Annotated in this window: 17 protein-coding genes and 1 pseudogene; 1 reads left to right on the forward strand and 17 read right to left on the reverse strand. The window is 64.5% G+C overall.

Going from position 1 to position 20,057, the window contains the following annotated elements:
- Positions 1-38: 38 nt before the first annotated feature.
- The 5 genes from WJ542_RS12315 to WJ542_RS12335 form a co-directional block, all read right to left on the reverse strand.
- On the reverse strand, positions 39-560 hold the full coding sequence (locus WJ542_RS12315) for a DUF934 domain-containing protein (protein WP_411189558.1): 522 nt from the start codon (positions 558-560) through the stop codon (positions 39-41).
- 33 nt (positions 561-593) lie between these two features.
- Positions 594-2,273 carry a nitrite/sulfite reductase gene (locus WJ542_RS12320; RefSeq protein ID WP_411189559.1) on the reverse strand — a complete coding sequence of 560 codons (1,680 nt, stop codon included), beginning with the start codon at positions 2,271-2,273 and terminating at the stop codon, positions 594-596.
- Between the two features lie 52 nt (positions 2,274-2,325).
- Complete coding sequence (locus tag WJ542_RS12325; protein ID WP_411189560.1) at positions 2,326-3,360, reverse strand: substrate-binding domain-containing protein; 1,035 nt, start codon at positions 3,358-3,360, stop codon at positions 2,326-2,328.
- A 24-nt stretch (positions 3,361-3,384) separates the two neighbouring features.
- Positions 3,385-3,951 (reverse strand): DsrE family protein, encoded by a 567-nt coding sequence (locus WJ542_RS12330; RefSeq protein WP_411189561.1) that lies wholly within the window; start codon positions 3,949-3,951, stop codon positions 3,385-3,387.
- Between the two features lie 67 nt (positions 3,952-4,018).
- Complete coding sequence (locus WJ542_RS12335) at positions 4,019-4,789, reverse strand: ferredoxin--NADP reductase (protein WP_411189562.1); 771 nt, start codon at positions 4,787-4,789, stop codon at positions 4,019-4,021.
- Between the two features lie 302 nt (positions 4,790-5,091).
- Here WJ542_RS12335 and WJ542_RS12340 point away from each other — a divergent pair, with 302 nt between their 5' ends.
- A complete protein-coding gene (locus WJ542_RS12340; RefSeq protein WP_411189563.1) occupies positions 5,092-6,252 on the forward strand; it encodes a TQO small subunit DoxD in 1,161 nt (386 codons plus the stop codon).
- A 54-nt stretch (positions 6,253-6,306) separates the two neighbouring features.
- Here the strand turns inward: WJ542_RS12340 and WJ542_RS12345 are convergent, their stop codons facing one another.
- The 12 genes and pseudogenes from WJ542_RS12345 to WJ542_RS12400 all read right to left on the reverse strand — a co-directional run bounded on the left by WJ542_RS12345 (position 6,307) and on the right by WJ542_RS12400 (position 20,033).
- Positions 6,307-7,287 (reverse strand): hypothetical protein, encoded by a 981-nt coding sequence (locus WJ542_RS12345; RefSeq protein ID WP_411189564.1) that lies wholly within the window; start codon positions 7,285-7,287, stop codon positions 6,307-6,309.
- 211 nt (positions 7,288-7,498) lie between these two features.
- Positions 7,499-7,621 (reverse strand): annotated as a pseudogene (locus WJ542_RS12350) (class A beta-lactamase); the annotation flags it as partial.
- Positions 7,622-7,869: 248 nt separating this feature from the next.
- Positions 7,870-8,061 (reverse strand): hypothetical protein, encoded by a 192-nt coding sequence (locus tag WJ542_RS12355; RefSeq protein WP_411189565.1) that lies wholly within the window; start codon positions 8,059-8,061, stop codon positions 7,870-7,872.
- A gap of 99 nt (positions 8,062-8,160) precedes the next feature.
- Positions 8,161-9,168: a LacI family DNA-binding transcriptional regulator gene (locus WJ542_RS12360; RefSeq protein WP_411189566.1), complete on the reverse strand. Its 1,008-nt coding sequence runs from the start codon at positions 9,166-9,168 to the stop codon at positions 8,161-8,163.
- Positions 9,169-9,200: 32 nt separating this feature from the next.
- On the reverse strand, positions 9,201-10,298 hold the full coding sequence (locus WJ542_RS12365) for an ABC transporter ATP-binding protein (RefSeq protein WP_411189567.1): 1,098 nt from the start codon (positions 10,296-10,298) through the stop codon (positions 9,201-9,203).
- Between the two features lie 13 nt (positions 10,299-10,311).
- On the reverse strand, positions 10,312-11,229 hold the full coding sequence (locus WJ542_RS12370) for a carbohydrate ABC transporter permease (RefSeq protein ID WP_411189568.1): 918 nt from the start codon (positions 11,227-11,229) through the stop codon (positions 10,312-10,314).
- A complete protein-coding gene (locus WJ542_RS12375) occupies positions 11,226-12,161 on the reverse strand; it encodes a carbohydrate ABC transporter permease (RefSeq protein WP_411189569.1) in 936 nt (311 codons plus the stop codon). The genes WJ542_RS12370 and WJ542_RS12375 overlap by 4 nt, the downstream gene beginning before the upstream one ends.
- A gap of 8 nt (positions 12,162-12,169) precedes the next feature.
- Entirely contained in the window at positions 12,170-13,411 is a 1,242-nt protein-coding gene (locus WJ542_RS12380) for an ABC transporter substrate-binding protein (protein ID WP_411189570.1), read from the reverse strand.
- 110 nt (positions 13,412-13,521) lie between these two features.
- Positions 13,522-14,934: a GH1 family beta-glucosidase gene (locus WJ542_RS12385; RefSeq protein ID WP_411189571.1), complete on the reverse strand. Its 1,413-nt coding sequence runs from the start codon at positions 14,932-14,934 to the stop codon at positions 13,522-13,524.
- A 262-nt stretch (positions 14,935-15,196) separates the two neighbouring features.
- Positions 15,197-16,873 (reverse strand): SulP family inorganic anion transporter, encoded by a 1,677-nt coding sequence (locus tag WJ542_RS12390; RefSeq protein WP_411189572.1) that lies wholly within the window; start codon positions 16,871-16,873, stop codon positions 15,197-15,199.
- A gap of 182 nt (positions 16,874-17,055) precedes the next feature.
- Complete coding sequence (locus WJ542_RS12395) at positions 17,056-18,768, reverse strand: SpoVR family protein (RefSeq protein ID WP_411189573.1); 1,713 nt, start codon at positions 18,766-18,768, stop codon at positions 17,056-17,058.
- The gene (locus WJ542_RS12400; protein ID WP_027793789.1) at positions 18,765-20,033 is read right to left on the reverse strand and encodes a YeaH/YhbH family protein; all 1,269 of its coding nucleotides are present in this window, start codon (positions 20,031-20,033) and stop codon (positions 18,765-18,767) included. Before WJ542_RS12400 ends, WJ542_RS12395 begins: the two co-directional genes overlap by 4 nt.
- Between the last annotated feature and the right edge of the window lie 24 nt (positions 20,034-20,057).

Here is a 20,057-nt window from a genome sequence, read left to right on the forward strand (position 1 = left end):
GCGCCTTTCTTGCGCGCGCTCCCGTTTCCTTTCACTGGCTATTGTGGATGCCGTCTGCGGAACAGCGGCGAAGGCTCGTCGAACGCGCCCTGATACTGCACCGTGAACTCCGTGAACGCCTTGAGCGCGTCGTGGAGGTCCTTGTCGGCGCGCAGCGCATACGCATCGAAGCCGCAGCGCTCGTAGAAGCGCAACTGGTCGCGCAGCACATCGCCAATCGCGCGCAGCTCGCCCTGGTAGCCATAGCGTTCGCGCAGCAGACGCGCCGTCGAATAACCGCGGCCGTCACGGAACACCGGGAAATCCACTGCGATCAGAGCCACCTCGTCGAAATCGCCCGCGATATCGGCCGGTTCGCTCTCCGGCGCAAGCCACACGCCGAGCTCGTCCCGGCTGCGCGAGGCCACCAGCGCGTCGCGCTGCGCCTGCCACAGCGCGAGCGGCACGATGATCTGGCCCGCAGGCAGCGCCGCCACTTCGGGCAGTGCGCCGTCTTCGGCCGCGCGCACGACCTGCCAGCCGTCTTCAACGATCTCGCGATTCCTGATGATCAAAGCCATTTGCTTAACTCTCGTCTCTCGTTGCGTGCGGGTTCAGGCGTGCGCCGGCTGGCGCGAGGCGTACACGCGTTCCTTGAACGGTGCGATGCCGATGCGGTCGTACGTGTCGATAAAGCGCTCGCCTTCGAGCCGGTGCTCGACGAACGTATCGATCACCTTCTGCACGACGTCCGGCATCTCTTCGGCCGAAAACGACGGCCCGATCACACGGCCCAGGCGCGCGCCATTGGCGCCATTGCCCTGCTCGCCGCCCAGCGACACCTGATACCACTCCGCACCGTCCTTGTCCACGCCCAGCACGCCGATGTTGCCGACGTGATGGTGCCCGCACGAGTTCATGCAGCCCGAGATATTGAACGACAGGTCGCCCAGGTCGTGGACGAAGTCGAGATTATCGAAACGCGCCTGGATCGCCAGCGCAATGGGGATCGACTTCGCGTTCGCGAGCGAGCAGAAGTCGCCGCCCGGGCACGCGATGATGTCGGTCAGAAGGCCGATGTTCGCCGTCGCGAAGCCCTGCGCCTTCGCCTTTTCCCACAGCGCATAGAGGTCGCGCTTCTTCACGTCCGCGAGAATCAGGTTCTGCTCGTGCGAGACGCGGATCTGGCCGAACGAATACGCGTCGGCCCAGTCGGCCACGGCTTCCATCTGTGCGTCGGTGGCATCGCCCGGCGCGATGTCGCGCGGCTTGAGCGAGAGCGTCACCGAGGCATAGCCCGGCACGCGGTGCGGACGCACGTTGCGCTCCACCCAGCGCGCGAACGCGCGGGTTTCGAGCAGATGCTTTTCGTACGACGTATCGGTATCGGGCAGCTTTTCGTAGGCGGGCGGCACGAAGTGCTGCGACACGCGCTCCACTTCGGCCTGCGTGAGCGTCGAGGGGCCGTCCTTCAGGTGCTGCCACTCCTCTTCCACCTGCTCGGCGAATTTCGCCGGCGAGAGCGCCTTCACGAGAATCTTGATGCGCGCCTTGTAGAGGTTGTCGCGGCGGCCGTAGCGGTTGTACACGCGCAGCACGGCTTCGCAGTAGGTCAGCAGGTGCTGCCACGGCAGGTCGCGCTTGATGATCGCACCGACGATGGGCGTGCGGCCGAGGCCGCCGCCCGCGAGGATGCTCGCGACAATTTCGCCGTCGACGTTACGCTCCAGGTAGACGCCCAGGTCGTGGATCTGCACGGCCGCGCGGTCTTCCTTCGAGCCCGAGACGGCGATCTTGAACTTGCGCGGCAGCCAGGCGAATTCGGGGTGGAACGTCGACCACTGGCGCAGGATCTCGGCCCAGGGGCGCGGATCGACGACCTCGTCGGGCGCCACGCCCGCGAACTGGTCGGCGGTGATGTTACGGATGCAGTTGCCCGAGGTCTGGATGCCGTGCATCTGCACCGAAGCGAGTTTGGCGAGGATTTCGGGCGTCTCCTCGAGCTGGATCCAGTTGTACTGGATGTTCGAGCGCGTGGAGAAGTGGCCGTAGCCGCGGTCGTGCTCGCGCGCGATGCGGCCGAGCATGCGCAACTGGTCGCTGCGCAGATTGCCGTACGGAATCGCGATGCGGTGCATGTACGCGTGGCGCTGCATGTACAGGCCGTTCTGCAGGCGCAGCGGGCGGAACTCTTCTTCGCTCAATTCGCCCGAGAGGCGCCGGCGAACCTGGTCGCGGTACTGCGCGACGCGTTCGTCGACGATGGTCTGGTCGTACTGATCGTATTGGTACATCGTTCGCTCCATCAATGCCGTGTCGCGCACGAGTGCGCGACACGGTCTTTCCTTACTCCGGTGCCTGTGTTCCGGCACGCGCCTGATCTGCGCCGCCCGTATAGGACTTGAAGCCGTATTGCTCGAAAATCTTCAGCCCCTGCGGCGACCGGATGAACGCCAGCCATCGCTGCGCCGCCTGCGGATGCGGTGCATGGGTCGCCACGCCGCCCGCATAGATCGCCGTCGTGTTCTGCGCATCCGGAATGTCGACGTGCGTAATCGCATGGCCGGCCTGCTCCTGGAACATTGCTTCGGATTGCCAGGTCACGCCCGCCTGCACCTTGCCCTGCATGATCCACAGCGGCGTCTGCCGGTGATGGATATGCGTAAGAAGCGTCGTGCCGTCGCTCACCTTCGTCGTGTAGACGCTGGTCACCAGCGCATCGCCGCCGGCCTTCGCGAGCGAAGCCTTGATCTGCCGTGCGATGCCTTCGAACTCGGGGTTCGGCATCGCGAGCCGCACGTCCGGCTTGCCCAGATCGGCGAGGCCCGTGATGTGCGCCGGGTTGTCCTTCGGCACCATGATCGTCAGCGTGTTGGTGACATAGGGCACCGCTGGCGCCTTGACGTTGCCCGCGTCGATTTGCTTCTGCACTGCTTTCAGGCCAGCGAGATACACGTCGGGTTTCACGGTCCACGTCATGTTGCCGACCGTCACCGTGCCGCCGTTCTCCATCTGCTTCACGAGCAGGCCCGGCGGAATCGTTTCCCAGTACACTTGGCCGCGATACTCGGGATACTTCTCTTCGAACGCGTGCACGAGCGGCGCCATCGCGAAGAAGTAGTTGCCGCCGACGAAGAGCGCCAGCGCGGGATGCAGCGGATCGCCATGGAAGTCGGCGAGATTGTCGGCGTCGGGCTCGGTGAACGCCAGGCCGCGCTGGGTCGCGTCGTCGTTTTCACCGTGTTGCCACGGCGGCGACACGCTCACGGACGTGGCCGGCGCGCCGGTATCGGCAGCATGGGCCAGCGGTGCGCCGAATGTCCCGACTGCACCGAGCGCGGCGACGACAGCCGCGCGGAGGATCGTATTGATTGAAAGCATGATCGGCATCCGTAACGTCGAAGGTCAAAGCGGCATCAGGGCGTAACCCTGGGACTCGAGCGTCGTGACCGTCGTCAGCGCGGAGAGCGCGAGCGTGACGTCGGACGCGATCGAGTCGTAGCTGAAGTGATGCTCGGCAACGGCCTGTCCGCACACGGCCACCGTCACGCCGGCCTTCTTCAGTTCCGCGATCAGCGGCAGGTTCGGATTCGCGATGCCGTATGCCGCGCGGTAATGCGCGTCGTCGAGCACGAGCGGCGTCGCGGCGCCGGATGCGACCGCCACGAACTTCAGATGCGAGAGCGGCACGCCGGCAGCCGCATAGAGATTGACGGTCCTCGCCACGCGGTCCAGCGCCGGATTGACGGTATCCGGCGACTTCGAACCCTGCGTGAGCGAGAACACGATCTTGTAGGTGTGGTCCGCCTCCGGCTTGAATGCCGAATCGGGAAGGAAATGGATCGGGCCGTAGCCCTGAATCGTGGGCGTGGTCCAGAAACCTTGCGGTTCGGCCTGTTGTGCATGCGCCTGGAACGACATCGCCGTGGCGGCGATCAGCGTGGCGGCGGCGAGTGACTGGATGATTTTCATGGCGAATCCCGTTGATTGAAGCTGGTAAGAGTGACTGCGCAGTTCAGAACGCAACTCAGGGTACAGATCAGGATGCAAACGCGCGCTCGACGACAAAATGCCCCGGCGAGGCCTGGCTGCCTTCTTCGAACCCGCGTGCTTCGAGCAACGCCCGCGTGTCCTTCAGCATCTGCGCACTACCGCACAGCATCAGCCGGTCGCTTTCCGGCGAAAACGGCGCGACGCCGAGATCGTCGAACAGCTTGCCCGACGCGATCAGGTCGGTGATGCGCCCGCGGTTCCGAAAATCCTCGCGCGTGACGCTCGGGTAGTAGATGAGCTTGTCGCGCACAGATTCGCCGAGGAACTCGTGCTGCGGCAGCGCCTCGGTAATGTGCTCGCGATACGCGAGTTCGCGGACGTAACGGCACGTATGCGTCAGCACGATGCGCTCGAAGCGCTCGTAGACCGACGGGTCGCGAATCACGCTCAGGAAGGGGGCGAGGCCCGTACCCGTCGAAAGCATCCACAGCGTCTTGCCGGGCAGCAGGTTGTCGACGATCAGCGTGCCGCTCGGGCGCTTGCCGATGAGGATCGGGTCGCCTTCCTTCAGATGCTGCAGGCGCGAGGTCAACGGGCCGTTCGGCACCTTGATGCTGAAGAACTCGAGATCCTCTTCGTAATTGGCGCTGGCGATGCTGTACGCCCGCATGAGCGGCCGGCCCTCGACTTCCATACCGACCATCGTGAACTGGCCATTTTCAAAACGAAACGCCGTGTTGCGCGTGCAGGTAAAGCTGAAAAGCGTATCGGTCCAATGCTTCACGGAGAGGACGGTTTGTTGTTCGACGTTGCTCATGATCGTGGGATTCCTTGCACTGGGTGGCGAAAGGTCGTGTGACCGCATGAACCGCAGTGTAGGGAACCGATGGCGCCCCGAAAAATACAATGATGGCATCCTGGCCATGACTTCCACGCATGGCAGGCTAATCGTAAGAATATGGGACCGGATACCAAAAAGGCATCCCGAGCATGCCATCAAGATATTTTTATGCTTCGCCCCCGGCCGATATGCTGTCGTTACCGGCTCGAGCAAGGGCCGACGCCCCTGACTAAGGGGAATACCTTCATAACCCGCGTTACTGCCTCACGGATATCGCCATGAATTCCATTGCCTATGAAAGAGCCTCCGGAAAGACCGGACCGGCAAGCCATGCTGAGCCGGGGCTAAACGAGTACGCGGCGCGCGCTGCCGGACTCGCACTGATTTCGGTTCGCGTGATCCAGGGGTTCATCTACTGGGGCGGCGGCTCGCGCCGCTTCATCTATGCGCCGAGCAAGCTGAACCCGAATGCCACGCACTGGATGGCCAACAAGTTCCAGACGGCCATGCCCGGCGCGATACTCGGCATGAGCCACGTGATCAGCTATATGCTGCATCACTTCGTACTGCTTTACGCCGGGGTGATCCTGTTCAGCGCGGCCGAGCTGATTGTCGGCCTGATGCTGATCACGGGGTTCTACACGCGGGCCGCCGCGCTGGCCTCGATGGGATTTTCCGTGCTGCTGATGCTGATGTTCGGCTGGCAGGGAGCGACCTGCATCGACGAATGGACCATGGCCGCCTGCAACCTCGCCATGGGCGCGACGCTGTTTCTCGGCGGGGGCGGCGCCTACGCGCTCGACAATGTCCTGCTGCGCAACAAGCCGCAGCGCGCGAATAGCGGCCTCTTCCGCTGGGCCTCGGGCTCCCTGCCCTTGCCACTGACCGACATCAGTTTCCGCAAGCTCGCGCTCATCGTGCTGGCCTTCGTGGTGGTGTTCGACGTCGGCACCTATAACTACTATCGCGGTTCGGTGTTCTCGCCATTCCATAGCGGCCCCGTGAGCCCCACCGCGCATCACGTGACGCTCAGCGATGCGACGCTCGACGCCGAAGGCAAGCTGCATTTCCACGCCACGCTCGATGCCGGTACGCCCGAGGCGCCGCTTCACATCGTGCGCGCCGCGCTGCTCGACGCGAACAATGCGCCGATCGTGCAGTGGGATGCCGAAGCGCTTTCGCACCTGCCGAAGTCCGCTTTCGAGAACGACTACGCGTACAACCGCTTCGGTCCTGGCCCCTTCGGTCTGCGTGCGCCCATGGGTGCGGCCTCGTACATCACGATGATGCTGCCGGCCGCAAACGCCGGAAACGCCGCCGACGTGGCAAAGGCGGTACGCGTGACCTTGACGGACGTCGATGGCCGTACTTTCTCCGCGCCGCTCCAGCACGTTGCGGATGCAAGCATCGGAGCACCGGGCGCTGCTTCCGGACATTGAAGCGACGCCGTTACGCCCGGTCTTGTCCCCTGCCGGTCCGCGACGCGAAATGAACTAGCGTCGCGGACCGAAGCCATTCGACGCGTTGCCCGCCACTCCGTAGCCGGCGCCGCTGCCGGACCCGGTGCCCCCCGTCGAAGACTGGGTATTACTGCGCTCATCGGTATCGCGCTTCGGGTCGCCCGGCCGCGGCGGCCAGATGCCATTGCCGTTGCTCTTGCGCTGCACGATAAAGCGCGCCTTGGGTGGGATGTCGCTAGCCGCATGTTTCACCGGCGGAGGCGGCGGATCGACAACCAGCGCCGATCTCTCGCCATACACGTAGGTCGACTCCAGGCCGAGCGCCACATTCACCCCCGAACTGCATCCGGTCTGGATTACCACGGCCTCCTGCGAAAACGCGCCCATCGTCCCGCCTCCGGCCGAGACTTCGCCTCCCACCGTGAGCGGAGCGCATTGCTGGGCGTCGAAGTCAACACCGCCATCGGGTACCACCACGTCCACCAGCGTCGCCCCGCCGACGGTCATGCTTGCGAGCTTGCCGGGCGCGAGGGTGCCGCCCTGCCCGTCGCCGATCTTCACGAAGTCGACGCGAACCTCGAAGCCAGTCAAGCGACTCGCATCGGGAGGCAGCGTCACCTTGTACGCCCCGCTGCGTGGCCCGTCGTCGATACCGGCGAAGCTGCCGCCTCGCGTCACGATGCGAAAGCCGATGCCCGCGAGGTTGGTGGCATAGACGTCGCCAAGGCCCGAGGTCACGTCGAGCGGAGCAAGCACACGCAGTTCGCGCTGGTTGTCCGTGCCGGTACATGTAAATGGCAGGTCGCGCACGGCCGCCGCCTGAGCCGAGCCCAGCAGCACCCCGTCCGGCGTCCCCTTCGGCACGGCAATACGCACCGGCGATAACAACAGTTCGAGCGTGCCATCCTCGCCAGTCGACCTGCACGCGGCGTGCGCGAACGACGCGCAGCAACTGCCGATCAGCAGCCCCGCGAATGTCAGCCATCGTATAGCCTGACGCGCACCCCGCTCCATATGCCCTTGCCGCCGTTCTGGAAGTCGTTGAACTGTACAGGCCGATTCTACGAAGCATCGGCTTCAATAAGCCAACAGGCGCATTACGGCGCGTGTTCGTGTCTTTACGGATTGTTACAGGAGGACAGGAATCAGGACGGTGGTACGGCTTCGCGCCATGCAACATCGGCGATACGGGGCACGCACGCCGCACGCGCACGCAACGCCGCGCTCAACCGAATGCCGCCACCGCGATACGCGCGGCCGACGCGATCACATCGTCCTTCGCCCTCGCGTCGGCGCGAGTCTGCGTGTAGTAGACGACCAGCACGATCGGCGCACGCGACGGCAGCCAGCAACAGGGATCGACGTTGCGAAGAGTAGGTCATGTCGTGCGTCTCGAGGTGGATGGAATGCGAAGGAATGCGAAGCCGCCGGCCAGCGAGGCAGCAATATCCCGACTTTACGTTCACCTGACAAGCAACGATAATTGTCCTCTGACGAAAGATTTTCTTATCATGAACATGGGCCCGTTGCGGGATCTGCACGCTTCGACGACCGTAGTGAAACGGGCCGGCGACGCCGGTCCGCTTTGCCGCGCCGTTATCCGGGCGGCGCAACCACTACGTACCGAACCTGCGTGCCGACGTACTGCGGCTGATACCACGTCGGGCCGCACTGCTCGTACGTCACGCTCGTGCGGGCCATGCCCCTGAACGCGAGCGCCGCAGGCGAGGCCAGCACCAGCGATACGATCAGTCCGAGCGCAATCGCCCGTCGAGTACGCTTCATCATTCGGCCTCCTCGCACGGAGGCTTGCTGGCCGGCGTCATTTCGATTTTTTTCGCGCCGGCCCACGGATCGTCGCTGCCATACGAGTCATATCTCCACGTATCAGGCCGCGCGCGCCACCGACGCGCGCATCGTGACGGTCACCGGGAACGTCCGCTCGATCAGCCAGTCCGCGCCGTAGCACTGGTTGATGAGCCAGCGCACCGCATTGCGCGTGAGCTCGGCGGTGGGAATGTGCACCGAAGTAAGCGCGGGCGCCATATAGGCCGCCGAATAGTCGTCGTCATAGCCGATCACCGAAACGTCGCGCGGCACGGCCAGCCCCGCCTGCTGCAGCCGCGCGAGCGCGCTCATGGCCATCGTGTCGTTCGCGCAGAAGAGCGCCGTGAAGCGCCGCTTCGTGTCGAGCAAGGTCTGGGCGGCGACATAACCGCCCTCGGGCGAGAAGTCCGATTCGATATGCGTGACCGTTTCGCGCGCAATGCCATGCCGTTCGAGCTCGGCAAAAAAGCCGGCGAGACGCGCCACGTTGTCCGACGAAGACGCGGGCCCGCCGATCACGGCAATGTCGCGGTGCCCGTGCTCGACGAGCGTGCGGGCCGCAAGCGCGCCGCCCCTCATGTGATCGGCACAGAACGACGCCTCGGGCATCTGTTCGAAGGCTCGATTCAGGAACGCCATGCGCGGATGCAGGCCATGCAGCATCGCGAGGTCCTCGTCGTGCAGGTCGTGGCTGATCACGACCACGCCGTCGCAATCGCGGCCAATCAGAAAGCGCACCGCTTCGATCGCCTGCTCGCGCGGCGACGCCTCTCCGCATCCGGTCGCCACCACCACGTGGCGGCGCACGGCGCGCAGCTCCGTATCGGTCTCTTTGAGGATCGTGCCGTAATACGAGCCGAAGAACGTCGGCACGAAAATGCCGATGATGCCGAGCGACTGCGTGGCCATCGCGCGGCCTATCGACGAGGGCCGAAAGCCGAGCTGATCGATCGCGGCCTGCACGCGCGCCGCCGCGTCGGCCGACACCGGACCCTTGCCCGATATGGCCCGCGACGCCGTAGAAAGGCCCACGCCCGCCAGTGCCGCCACGTCTTTCAAGGTCGCCACGTCTTGTCCCCTCAGTATTTTTTTGCGTCCGCTCAGAGCCTCGCACCCGTCTCCTCGTCGAACAGCGACACGTGCGCGCCATCCAGGCTGAACGGTACCGCGGTGCCGCTCACGAGCGGCGTCTTGTCCTGATCGATCGACGCGATCTGGATGCCATGATAATCGAGCCAGAGAACGCGGTGATTGCCCATCGGCTCGACCAGCGTGAGACGCCCTTCCGAGGCGGTTTCGCCCGCCCGCACGGCGCCCGCCGCGCGTACGTCCTCGGGCCGCACACCCAGCACGCAGGCACGGCCGAAATCGGGCGCGCCGCGGAACGCATAGTGCGTCACGTCCAGCGCGAGATGCGGCGTGCGGAACCACAGCTTGCCCTCGCCGGCCTCCAGCGTGCCCTGCAGGAGATTCATGGGCGGCGTGCCGAGGAAGGTCGCCACGAACAGATTGTCGGGCCGCGCGTAGACCTCGGCGGGCGTGCCGAACTGCTGGATCACGCCGCCTTTCATGACGGCCATGCGGGTGGCGAGCGTCATCGCTTCCACCTGGTCGTGCGTCACGTAGATCATTGTCGCGCCCAATTGCTGGTGCAGTTGCTTGAGCTCGCGGCGCAGTTCCGTGCGCAGCTTGGCGTCGAGGTTCGAGAGCGGTTCGTCGAAGAGGAATACGTCGGCCTCGCGCACGAGCGCCCGGCCGATCGCCACGCGCTGGCGCTGACCTCCCGAAAGCTGCGCGGGCTTGCGCGTGAGCAAAGGTCCGAGCTGCAGCATGTCGGCCGCACGCTTCACGCGGCGCTCGATCTCGTCCTTCGGTGTGCCGTTGATTCGCAATGCGAATGAAAGATTGCGCTCCACGTTCATGGTCGGATAGAGCGCGTACGACTGAAACACGAGTGCCACGCCACGGTCCTTCGGGTCGGCCCACGTCATGTCCTCGCCGCCGATCTCGATACTGCCGTCGGCCACCTCGATCAGCCCCGCGATGCTGTGCAGCAGCGTGGACTTGCCGCAACCCGAGGGGCCGAGCAGTACCACGAATTCACCGGCGCGCACGTCAAGATCGAGGTCGTCGATCACCGTGTTCGCGCCCAGATCGATGCGCAGGTTGCGCACCGCTACGTTAGCCAGATTCGCCATTGCCTGTCCCCTCTTACCCCTTTACGGCACCTGACGCGATGCCGCGCACGAACCAGCGTCCCGACACGAAGTAGATCGCGAGCGGCACGAGCGACGTGAGAATGGTCGCCGCCATGTTCACGTTGTAGAGGCGCTCGCCGGTGGTCGTGTTGATGATGTTGTTCAGTTGCACGGTCATCGGCAGGTTCTTCTCGCCCGCGAACACGAGGCCGAGAATGAAGTCGTTCCAGATACCCGTGACCTGCATGATGATCGCGACGACGATGATCGGCACCGACATCGGCAACATCAGTTGAACGAAAATACGCCAGAAGCCGCCGCCGTCGATACGCGCCGCCTTGAACAACTCCTGCGGCAGCGACGCGTAGTAGTTGCGGAACAGCAGCGTCATGACGGGCATGCCGAAAATCGTATGGATCACGACAATGCCGGGAAGCGAGCTGAACAGATGCACGAAGGCCAGCACGCGCACGAGCGGATAGACCATCACCTGCACGGGGATGAACGCGCCCGCGAGCAGGATGCCGAACAGCAGGCCCGCGCCGCGCGGCTTCCAGAACGAGAGCGCGTAGCCGTTCACCGCGCCCACGGCGATCGAAAGGATCGTGCTGGGCACGACGATGCGCACCGAGTTCCAGAAGCCCACGCGGATGCCGCCGCAGTCGAGCCCCGTGCACGCCGTGGCCCAGGCGTCGCGCCAGGGGGCGAGCGTGAAATGCACGGGCAGCGCGATCAGGTTGCCGAGGCGAATCTCGTCCATCGGCTTCACCGACGTCACGAGCATCACGTAGAGCGGCAACAGGAAAAACAACGCGGCCGTGAAAAGAAACGCATAGATGCCCACGCGCGCCGGCGTGAAGCGCGAGCGCCGTTTGGGATTACGCTTCGCTGGCTTGGGCGGAGTCAGCGTATGGCCCGATAGCGTGCTCATCGGCGTGCCTCCCTCAGGGCGAAGCGGCTGCGCGCATAGAAGACCGGCGCGAGGATCGCCAGCACCGTAGCCAGCAGAACGATCGACGCCGCCGAAGCGAGGCCGATGTTGGCGCGATTGAACAGATAGTCCATGATGAACTTGGCCGGCACTTCGCTCGCCGTGCCGGGCCCGCCCTGGGTCATTGCAACGACTGCGTCGTAGAGCTTCACGACCATCACGAAGAGCAGCACGAACGCCGTCGAGAGCGACGCCTTGAGCATGGGCACGACGATGCTCGCATAGACTCTCCAGCGCGGAATGCCGTCGAGGCGCGCGGCTTTCCAGATCTCGTCGTCGATGCCGCGCAGACCGGCCAGCATAAGCGCCATCACGAGACCGGACGCCTGCCACACCGTCGCGATCACGAGCGTGTAGATCGCAAAGCGCTGCGAAACGATCCAGTCGAACTGCGCGTGCACGAAGCCCAGGTGATGAAGGACGGCTTGCACGCCGAGTTCGGGATTGAGGATCCACTGCCAGACGAGCCCCGTCGCCACGAACGACATCGCGTACGGATACAGGAACACCGTGCGCAACGCGCCTTCGGCCACGACGCGCTGATCGATGAAGATCGCCAGCAGAAGCCCGATCGCGAGGCACGCGGCGACGAAGCACACCCCGTAGATCGCGAGGTTCTGCAGCGAGACGATCCAGCGGTCGTTTTCGAAGAGGCGCACGTACTGCGTCGCGCCCGCGAACGTGTTCGTGGGCAGCGAGCGCGAATAGCTCATCGAAACACGCGCGGTCCAGAGGATCGTGCCCAGATACGCGAACACGACCGTCGCGGCCATGGGCACGAGCGCGATCCATGCGGCGAGCGACAGGCGCCGCCGCGCGAGCGAGTGTGACTTCGCCTGGCGGCGCGCATGGGTGAGCTTGAGCGCGTACATGAGCCGGTCTAGCTCTTGATCGCCGTGGCGAAAGCCTTCTGCGCGTCCTCGGCCGACTGGTTCTTGTTCCAGAAGTTCGTGATGACGTCCTGCAGCGCGCCTTGCACGTCGGGCGAGATCAGCATTTCCGGGTTCGGCAGTTGCCGCGACTTGTCCTTCATGATCGCCATGCCCTCCTTCGCGCAGATATCGAAGCCCGATTCGTCGACGTCCGGGCGGATCGGAATCGCACCCTTACGCTGGTTGAAGGCCGCCTGCGCGGGCGGCGAGGTCATGACCGTCGCCAGCAGTTGCTGTGCCTGGATCTGCTCCGGGTTGTCCGTCTTCGGGAACACGAACACGTCGCCCGCCACCATATAGGGCGACTTCGGCCCGAAGCCCGGGAAGCAGCCGAAGTCCTTGCCGGCCACCTGCTTCGCCGCGGAGAACTCGCCCTTCGCCCAGTCGCCCATGATCTGCATGCCCGCCTTGCCCGAAATCACGAGCGCCGTCGCATCGTTCCAGTTGCGGTTGGGCGAGCCCGGGTCGACATAGTTGTGCAGCCGCTTGAACGTGGCAAGCACGTTGCGGAACTCGGGCGAGTTGACGGCGTTGACGTCGCGGTCGCGATAAACCTTCAGGTACAGATCGCGGTTCATGTCGGCGAAGATCGCGTCGAAGGTGATCTTCTCCTGCCACGCCTGGCCGCCCAGTGCGAGCGGGATGAGGCCTGCCGCCTTCAGCTTGTCGAGGTCGGCGAAAAGCTGGTCGAAGTTCTGCGGCTCGCCCTGGATGCCGGCCTTGGCGAAGGCCGGCTTCGAGTAGAAGAACCAGTCCTGCATGTGAATGTCGACCGGCGCCGCGTAGAAGTGCCCGTTCACCTTGATCGCGTTGAGAATGGACGGCGGGAAGATCGCGTTCCAGTTCTCCTTGGCCGCGACCGTATCGACGTTGTTAAGGAGTCCCTGGTCGATGAGGTCGTGGAACTGCTTGGACGTGTTGAACTGCGCGGCCGTGGGCGGATCGCCGCCGACGATGCGGTTGATCGCCGTGGAGCGCGCCTGGTCGGCGCCGGCAATGGCGTTGTCGACCCACTGGCCGCCCGCCTGGTCGTAGGCGAGCGCGAACTGTTTGATAGCGGCCGACTCGCCGCCCGAGGTCCACCAGTGAATCACGTTGGCCTTGAGCGGTTCGGCGGCATGGGCCGCGAGGGCCCCGGCCAGCGTCAGTGCAGCCACTATGCCGCGCAGGACAGGTACGTTGTGCTTCATTGTGTCTCCTCCGGTCGTTCCGGGTTATTTTGCCGGGTTGATCTGCCTAAGCGATGACTCCGTTGCCGCATTGCCACGGCGAGGCGCATTGCACGCCTCGCCCCGGCGCGCTAATCGGTGCCGCGCGAACGTCGAGCCTCGATGAAGCGTGCGATCAGTTCGGCGCTGCGCTTGGGCGTGCGCTTTTGCGTGTCGTAGTCCACATGCACGACGCCAAAGCGCCGCTCGTAGCCGAACGCCCATTCGAAGTTGTCGAGCAGCGACCAGACGAAGTAGCCGCGCACGTCCACGCCGGCCTTGATCGCCGCATCGACGGCGGCGAGGTGCCGCTTCAGGAAGGCAATGCGCTGCGGATCCTCGACCTGGCCGTCGATCACGCAGTCGTTTGACGCCATGCCGTTCTCGGTGATGTAGATGGGCGGCAGGCCCTCGTAGTCGCGATCAAAGCCGATCAAGAGGTCGCGCAGCCCATCCGGGTGCACCTCCCAGCCCATCTGCGTGCGCTCGACGCCTTCGAGCGGCACTTCGACGAAACCGTGCGCGCCGTCGCTCTTCACGTTGGTGCGGAAATAATAGTTGATGCCGAGGAAGTCGAGCGGCGCCGCGATCGTGCGCATGTCGCCTTCGAGCACGAGCGGCTCGGTGCCCGGCCACAGTTCGAACAGGTCCTGCGGATAAGCGCCCTTGAGGAGCGGGTCGAGAATCCACGCGTTGTGCTGCACCTCGAACAGATGGGCGGCGCGCACGTCGGCGGCAGCAAGCGAATCGGGCGTGCCGCGGCCCACGTTGGCGACGATGCCCTTCGCCGAGCCCGGATCGTTCGCGCGCAGCACGGGAATCGCAAGGCCATGCCCGAGCAGCAGATGATGCATGGCCTGAGTGGCGTAGCGGCCGTTCGCGAGGCCCGGCGCGTGATGGCCGTTGCCGTAGCCCAGATACGCGGAGCACCACGGTTCGTTGAGCGTCATCCAGCCGTCGACGAGGCCCTTGAGTTCGCGGCTCATGAGGTCGGCGTAATCGGCGAAGCGGAACGCGGTGTCGCGGTTGAGCCAGCCGCCGCGATCCTCCAGATGCTGCGGCAGATCCCAGTGGTAAAGCGTCGCGAAGGTGCGGATGCCCTTCTTCTTCAGGCGCTCCAGCAGCTTTTTGTAGAACGCGATGCCTTTGGCGTTCGGGTGGCCTGCAGCATCCATCACGCGCGGCCAGGCGATCGAAAAACGATAGGCCTCGAAGTTGAGCTTCGACAGCAGATCGAAATCCTCTTCCCAGCGATGGTAATGATCGCAGGCCACCGCGCCCGTGTCGCCCGCGAGCACCTTGCCCGGCGTGGCGCTGAAGGTGTCCCAGATCGACGGCAGGCGGCCGTCTTCGCTGGCGGCACCTTCGATCTGGTACGACGCGGTCGCCGCGCCGAGCAGGAAGTCGCGGCGCCAGAGCGCCGAGTCGGCCGGGGGGGTAAAGGGATCGTCGTCCAGCGTGGCCGCGAGGGCGGATGGCGGCGAAGCGGCGGTGTCGTAGGTCACGAAAGCTCCTGCGCGTAAGGGTCGGCCGGGCGCGCGCGGCGGCCGGAACGGGAATGACAGGCAGTGGGCGGAAGCGGAGTGGAAGCGCTTCCACACGCTTCTGGCGCACGATAGCAGCCGCGAAATCGGCAGGACAATCAGGGTTTGTCTGGAGCGCTCCGCGCAAGCCAGAGGAAGGCTATGCGCGGCGAGTCGGGAGAGGCGGACGGCCTTGCACCGCCCGCTTCGCACAGGGCGCGAGGTTTTCCGCCTCGCTGGCTGCTCAGGTCTCCGTATGAATCCCGAGATCCGGGCGCACGGCAGCCAGCGCCTCGTGCAGTGTCGGATAGAGGTTCTGCGCCCCCACGACAGGCGTGATGCCGTGCCGGTCCATGTCGGCACGCAAATAACGGTTCACGCGCCCGAACACGACCTTGACGCCACGCTGTGCGAGGGTCGTGCACAGCGTGTTGACCGAGCGCCCTGCCGAGTAGTCGAGATCGGTGATCGCCCCCGCATCCACAACGACGCAGTGCACGGGCGCCGGCGCGCTGTCGACGAGGTGCTCCACTTCGTCGACGAACAGATGGTCGTTCGCATAGAAGAGATCGGCGCCGAAGCGATAGACGATCAATCCGGGCGCGGTCTGCATGCCGGGCTGCGACGGCTCGGGTTGCCAGCGGCCGCCGTTGCTGGAGGCGAGCACCATTGTGTGCGGACGGTAGCTGTGGCGCACGTGCCGCAGCAGCGAGAGCCCGATCGCGATCAGGATGCCGTTCTCCACGCCGATCACCACTACGGCGAGCGCCGTCGTGACAGCGAGCCGGAATTCTCCGGGACTCTCGCGGCGAATGTCGAACAACTGACCTACGTGCACGAGCCCCACCGCGATCGTGAAGACGATCGCGGCGAGCACGCAGTGCGGCAGGTACTGGAGCCAGCGGCTCGCGAACAGCAGCACGAGCAGCACGACGAGCGCGAACACGAGCTGCGCGAACTGGCTGCGCGCGCCCGCCGAATCGCCCATGGCGGTCTGCGTGGGGCTGCCGTTCACGACGAAGGCACCAGAGAGGCCGGCGGTCACGTTTGCGGCGGCGAGGCCGAGCAGGTTCGCGTCCTCGTCGGCGGTCTCGCCGTATTTCGTGGCGAATGCGCGGCTCGTGGCGGCACTCTGCGCAACGATGATGACGAAGCACGAGGCCGAGATCTGCAGCAGGTCAACCATCTGGAACCAGCCGACGGCGGGAAAGTGGAACGGCGGCAGCCCCGCCGCCACCGGCCCCATGATGGAGATGCCGTGAGCGGCGAAGTTCAGCGCGGCGCTGCACGCAATGCTCGCGACCACGGCGACGAGCGGTACGGGCCAGCGTGGCCGCAGACGCTTGAATACGAGGATGACCGCGACGACGAGCACCGCGAGGCCGAGCGTCGGCCAGTTGATGTGGGTGAGCTGCGTTGCGATCTGCCCTACCTGCTGCACGGTGCGCCGCGAGGTCACCGCAATGCCCAGCATGTCGCCGAGCATGGCGATGCCCACCTGTACGCCCACGCCCGTGAGAAAGCCCACGAGCACCGTGCGGGAGAGAAAGTCGGCAAGGAAGCCGAGGCGGAACACGCGTGCGATCAGCAGCATCAGTGCGGTGAGCAAGGCCGTCATGCCTGCGAGCGCAACGTATTCGGCGCTGGACGGCGTGGCCATCGTCGCGAGGCGGCTCGAAAAGATCGTGGCCGTGGCCGAATCGGCAGCCACGACCAGGTGGCGCGACGAGCCGAACAACGCGAACGCGACGAGCGGCAGAAAACCCGTATAGAGGCCGGTGACGGCCGGCATGCCCGCGATGCGCGCGTAGCCCAACAGTTGGGGAATGTTCATCGAGGCGAGCTGCACGCCCGCCAGAGAATCGCGCAGTGCCGAGGCGCGCGTGACCGGCCGCACGGCCTTGAACGGTTCAAATGCCATGACGTCTTCCTTTCGATGCCCGCATCCGCTTAAGCTCCTTCGTTGATAGGTATAACCGCGTATGGTAGCGCGCGCACGCAGTCGGGCGCCGAAACCGCTGCACGCGCAATGAAAAAGGCCAGCCCGCAGGCTGGCCTCGAACTGCATGACAAGCGATCAAGGACGCGAAACGGCGCGCCCGCCTATACCCTCACCGGAGGCGGCATATAACGGCACTCGTAGCGCTTGCGCACGGTGCCGTTCTCGTCGACGCTTTCCAGATACACGTCGAACTGCCAGAGCCGCGCCATGTGGCGCAGCACTTCGTCCGTGTCGCCCGACAGATGGCGGTTGTCGCTCATGAAGTGCCGCAGCGTGAGGCTGCGGTCGCCGCGCGTGTTGACCGACCACACCTGGATGTTCGGCTCGCGATGATGCATGTCGTACTGCCGCGAGAGCGCCTGGCGTACGTATTGATAGCCGCTGTCGTCGTGGATCGCCGACACTTCGAGCGCATCGCGCATGTCGTCGTCGAGCACCGAGAAGAGCCGCATTTCGCGGATCAGATGCGGCGAGAGATACTGCGCGACGAAGCTCTCGTCCTTGAAGTTGCGCATCGCATAGTGCAGCGCCTTGAGCCAGGGGCTGCCGGCGAGTTCCGGGAACCACTTGCGGTCTTCGTCGGTGGGGTTCTCGCAGATGCGCCGTATGTCGCTCATCATCGAAAAGCCCAGAGCGTACGGATTGATGCCGCTGTAATACGGTTTCGTCACCGGCGGCTGATAGACCACGTTGCTGTGCGAGTGCAGGAACTCCATCATGAAGCCATCTTCCAGCTTGCCCTGCGTGTAGAGCGTGTTGAGCAGCGTGTAATGCCAGAAGGTGGCCCAACCCTCGTTCATCACCTGGGTCTGCCGTTGCGGATAGAAGTACTGACCGATCTTGCGCACGATGCGGATCACCTCGCGCTCCCATGGGGCGAGCAGCGGTGCGTTCTTCTCGGCGAAGTACAGCAGGTTTTCCTGCGGCTCGGGCGGGAAGCGCTCCTCCACTTCCTCTGCAAGCGGCTCGTGCCTCGCAGGCAGTGTGCGCCACAGCTCGTTGACCTGTGATTGCAGATACGCCTCGCGCTCGCGGCGCAGCGCCGCCTCGCGCTCGAGCGAGAGCTTCTGCGGCCGCTTGTAGCGGTCCACGCCGTAGTTCATGAGCGCATGGCACGAGTCGAGCAGCTCCTCCACGCGATCGAGCCCATAGCGCTCCTCGCATTCGGCGATGTAGTTCTTCGCGTAGACGAGGTAGTCGATGATTGCGTGCGCATCGGTCCAGAGGCGGAACAGGTAGTTGCCCTTGAAGAACGAGTTGTGCCCGTAAGCCGCATGCGCGATGACGAGCGCCTGCATCGTCATCGTGTTCTCTTCCATGAGGTACGCGATGCAGGGATTCGAGTTGATGACGATCTCGTACGCCAGTCCCATCTGGCCCCGGCGATAGCTTTTCTCGGTGGAGAGAAAATGCTTGCCGAACGACCAGTGGCGATAGTTCACCGGCATGCCGACAGACGCATAGGCGTCCATCATCTGCTCGGCGCTGATCAGTTCGAGCTGGATCGGATAGACATCCAGTTCATATTGCTCCGCAACATGGGAAATGTGGGTGTCGTACTCCTCGATCAGCTCGAAGGTCCAGTCGGATGGGCACGGCAGAGGCCGTCTGTCGGCTACGTTCATAGGCGCTTCCCAAGGCTTGCGGAGACCGGGCCCGGTCTCGTGACCCGGCTCGGCAACATGACCCCGTTCTTTGGCGGCGGGCTTCGCGGCGTCCTGCTGCACGCCGTGGTGCCCTTTATGGTGACCGCCCGTCTTCCGGCGCTCCGGCTGATAGCCGCGCGCCTCGTTGTGCAGATGGCGTGTGGTCATGATTGCTCCACCTGCTTTTCGAAAAGCTCCCGGAATACCGGGTAGATATCTGCCGCGGTGTCGACTTTCTTCATCGCAAGCTGCGGCTCGGTGAGCGCCAGTTGCGCATATTCGAGCCAGAGGTTCTGCTCCTCCGGCGTCACCTGGATATACGCAAAATAGCGCACCTTGGGCAGGATGTCATCCGCAAGAAGCTTGCGGCACTTCGGCGAGTCGTCGGTCCAGTTGTCGCCGTCCGAGGCCTGGGCGCCATAGATGTTCCAGTCGGTGGGCGAATAACGGTCCTCGATCACCTGCTTCATCAGCTCCAGCGCGCTCGACACCACCGTGCCGCCGCTTTCCGTGGAGTGGAAGAAGGTGTCCTCGTCCACCTCCTCGGCACGCGTGTGATGGCGGATGAACACCACCTCGATCTTCTCATAATTGCGCTTGAGGAACAGGTACAGCAGGATGAAGAAGCGCTTGGAAAGATCCTTGCGCTGCTCGTCCATGGAGCCCGATACATCCATCAGACAAAACATGACCGCCTGGCTCGACGGCTGCGGCTGCTTCACGCGGTTCACGTAACGCAGGTCGAACGGGTCGATGAAGGGAATGCGCCAGATGCGGCCCTTCAGATGATGGATTTCCTCCTCCAGCACGCGGATCTCTTCGCGCCGGTCGGCCGGGTCCGCCTTGAGCGCCTCCAGTTGCTCTTCGAGCTCGTGCAGCTCGTTGACGAGCGGCGCGCCGAGCGCGATGCGGCGCCCTAGCGCGCTGCGCAGCGACCGTACGACGTCGATGTTGTTGGGCGTGCCCTCGGCGGCCCAGCCGGCGCGGATGCTCTTCCACGTCGGCACGGCCATGAGGTGGGTTTTCACGAGACGCGGCAGTTCGAGGTCGTCGAAGAAGTACTGCATGAACTCTTCGCGCGACAGCTCGAACACGAAGTCGTCCTGACCTTCGCCCTCGTTGCTCGCCTGGCTGCCGCCGCCACCGCCGCCACCCTGCGGGCGCGGAATGCGGTCGCCGCGGATGTAGTCCTCATTGCCCGGGTGGACCATCTCGCGCCGGCCGCCCGGGCCGTGGCGGAACGACGGCTCGGCAATGTCCTTGCGCGGAATCGTGATGCTCTGGTTCTTCTGTATATCCTTGATGCTGCGGTCACGCACCGCTTCCGAAACGGCGTGACGAATATAGTTTTTCACGCGGCGCAAGAAGCGCTCGCGGTTTGCAATGCTCTTGTTCTTTCCGGCTAGCCTGCGGTCGATGATTTGATGAAGCACATCCAGTCTCCCGCTCCAGTTTCG

The sequence above is a fragment of the Paraburkholderia yinzeri genome, assembly GCF_046581065.1.
Taxonomy (GTDB): Bacteria; Pseudomonadota; Gammaproteobacteria; order Burkholderiales; family Burkholderiaceae; genus Paraburkholderia.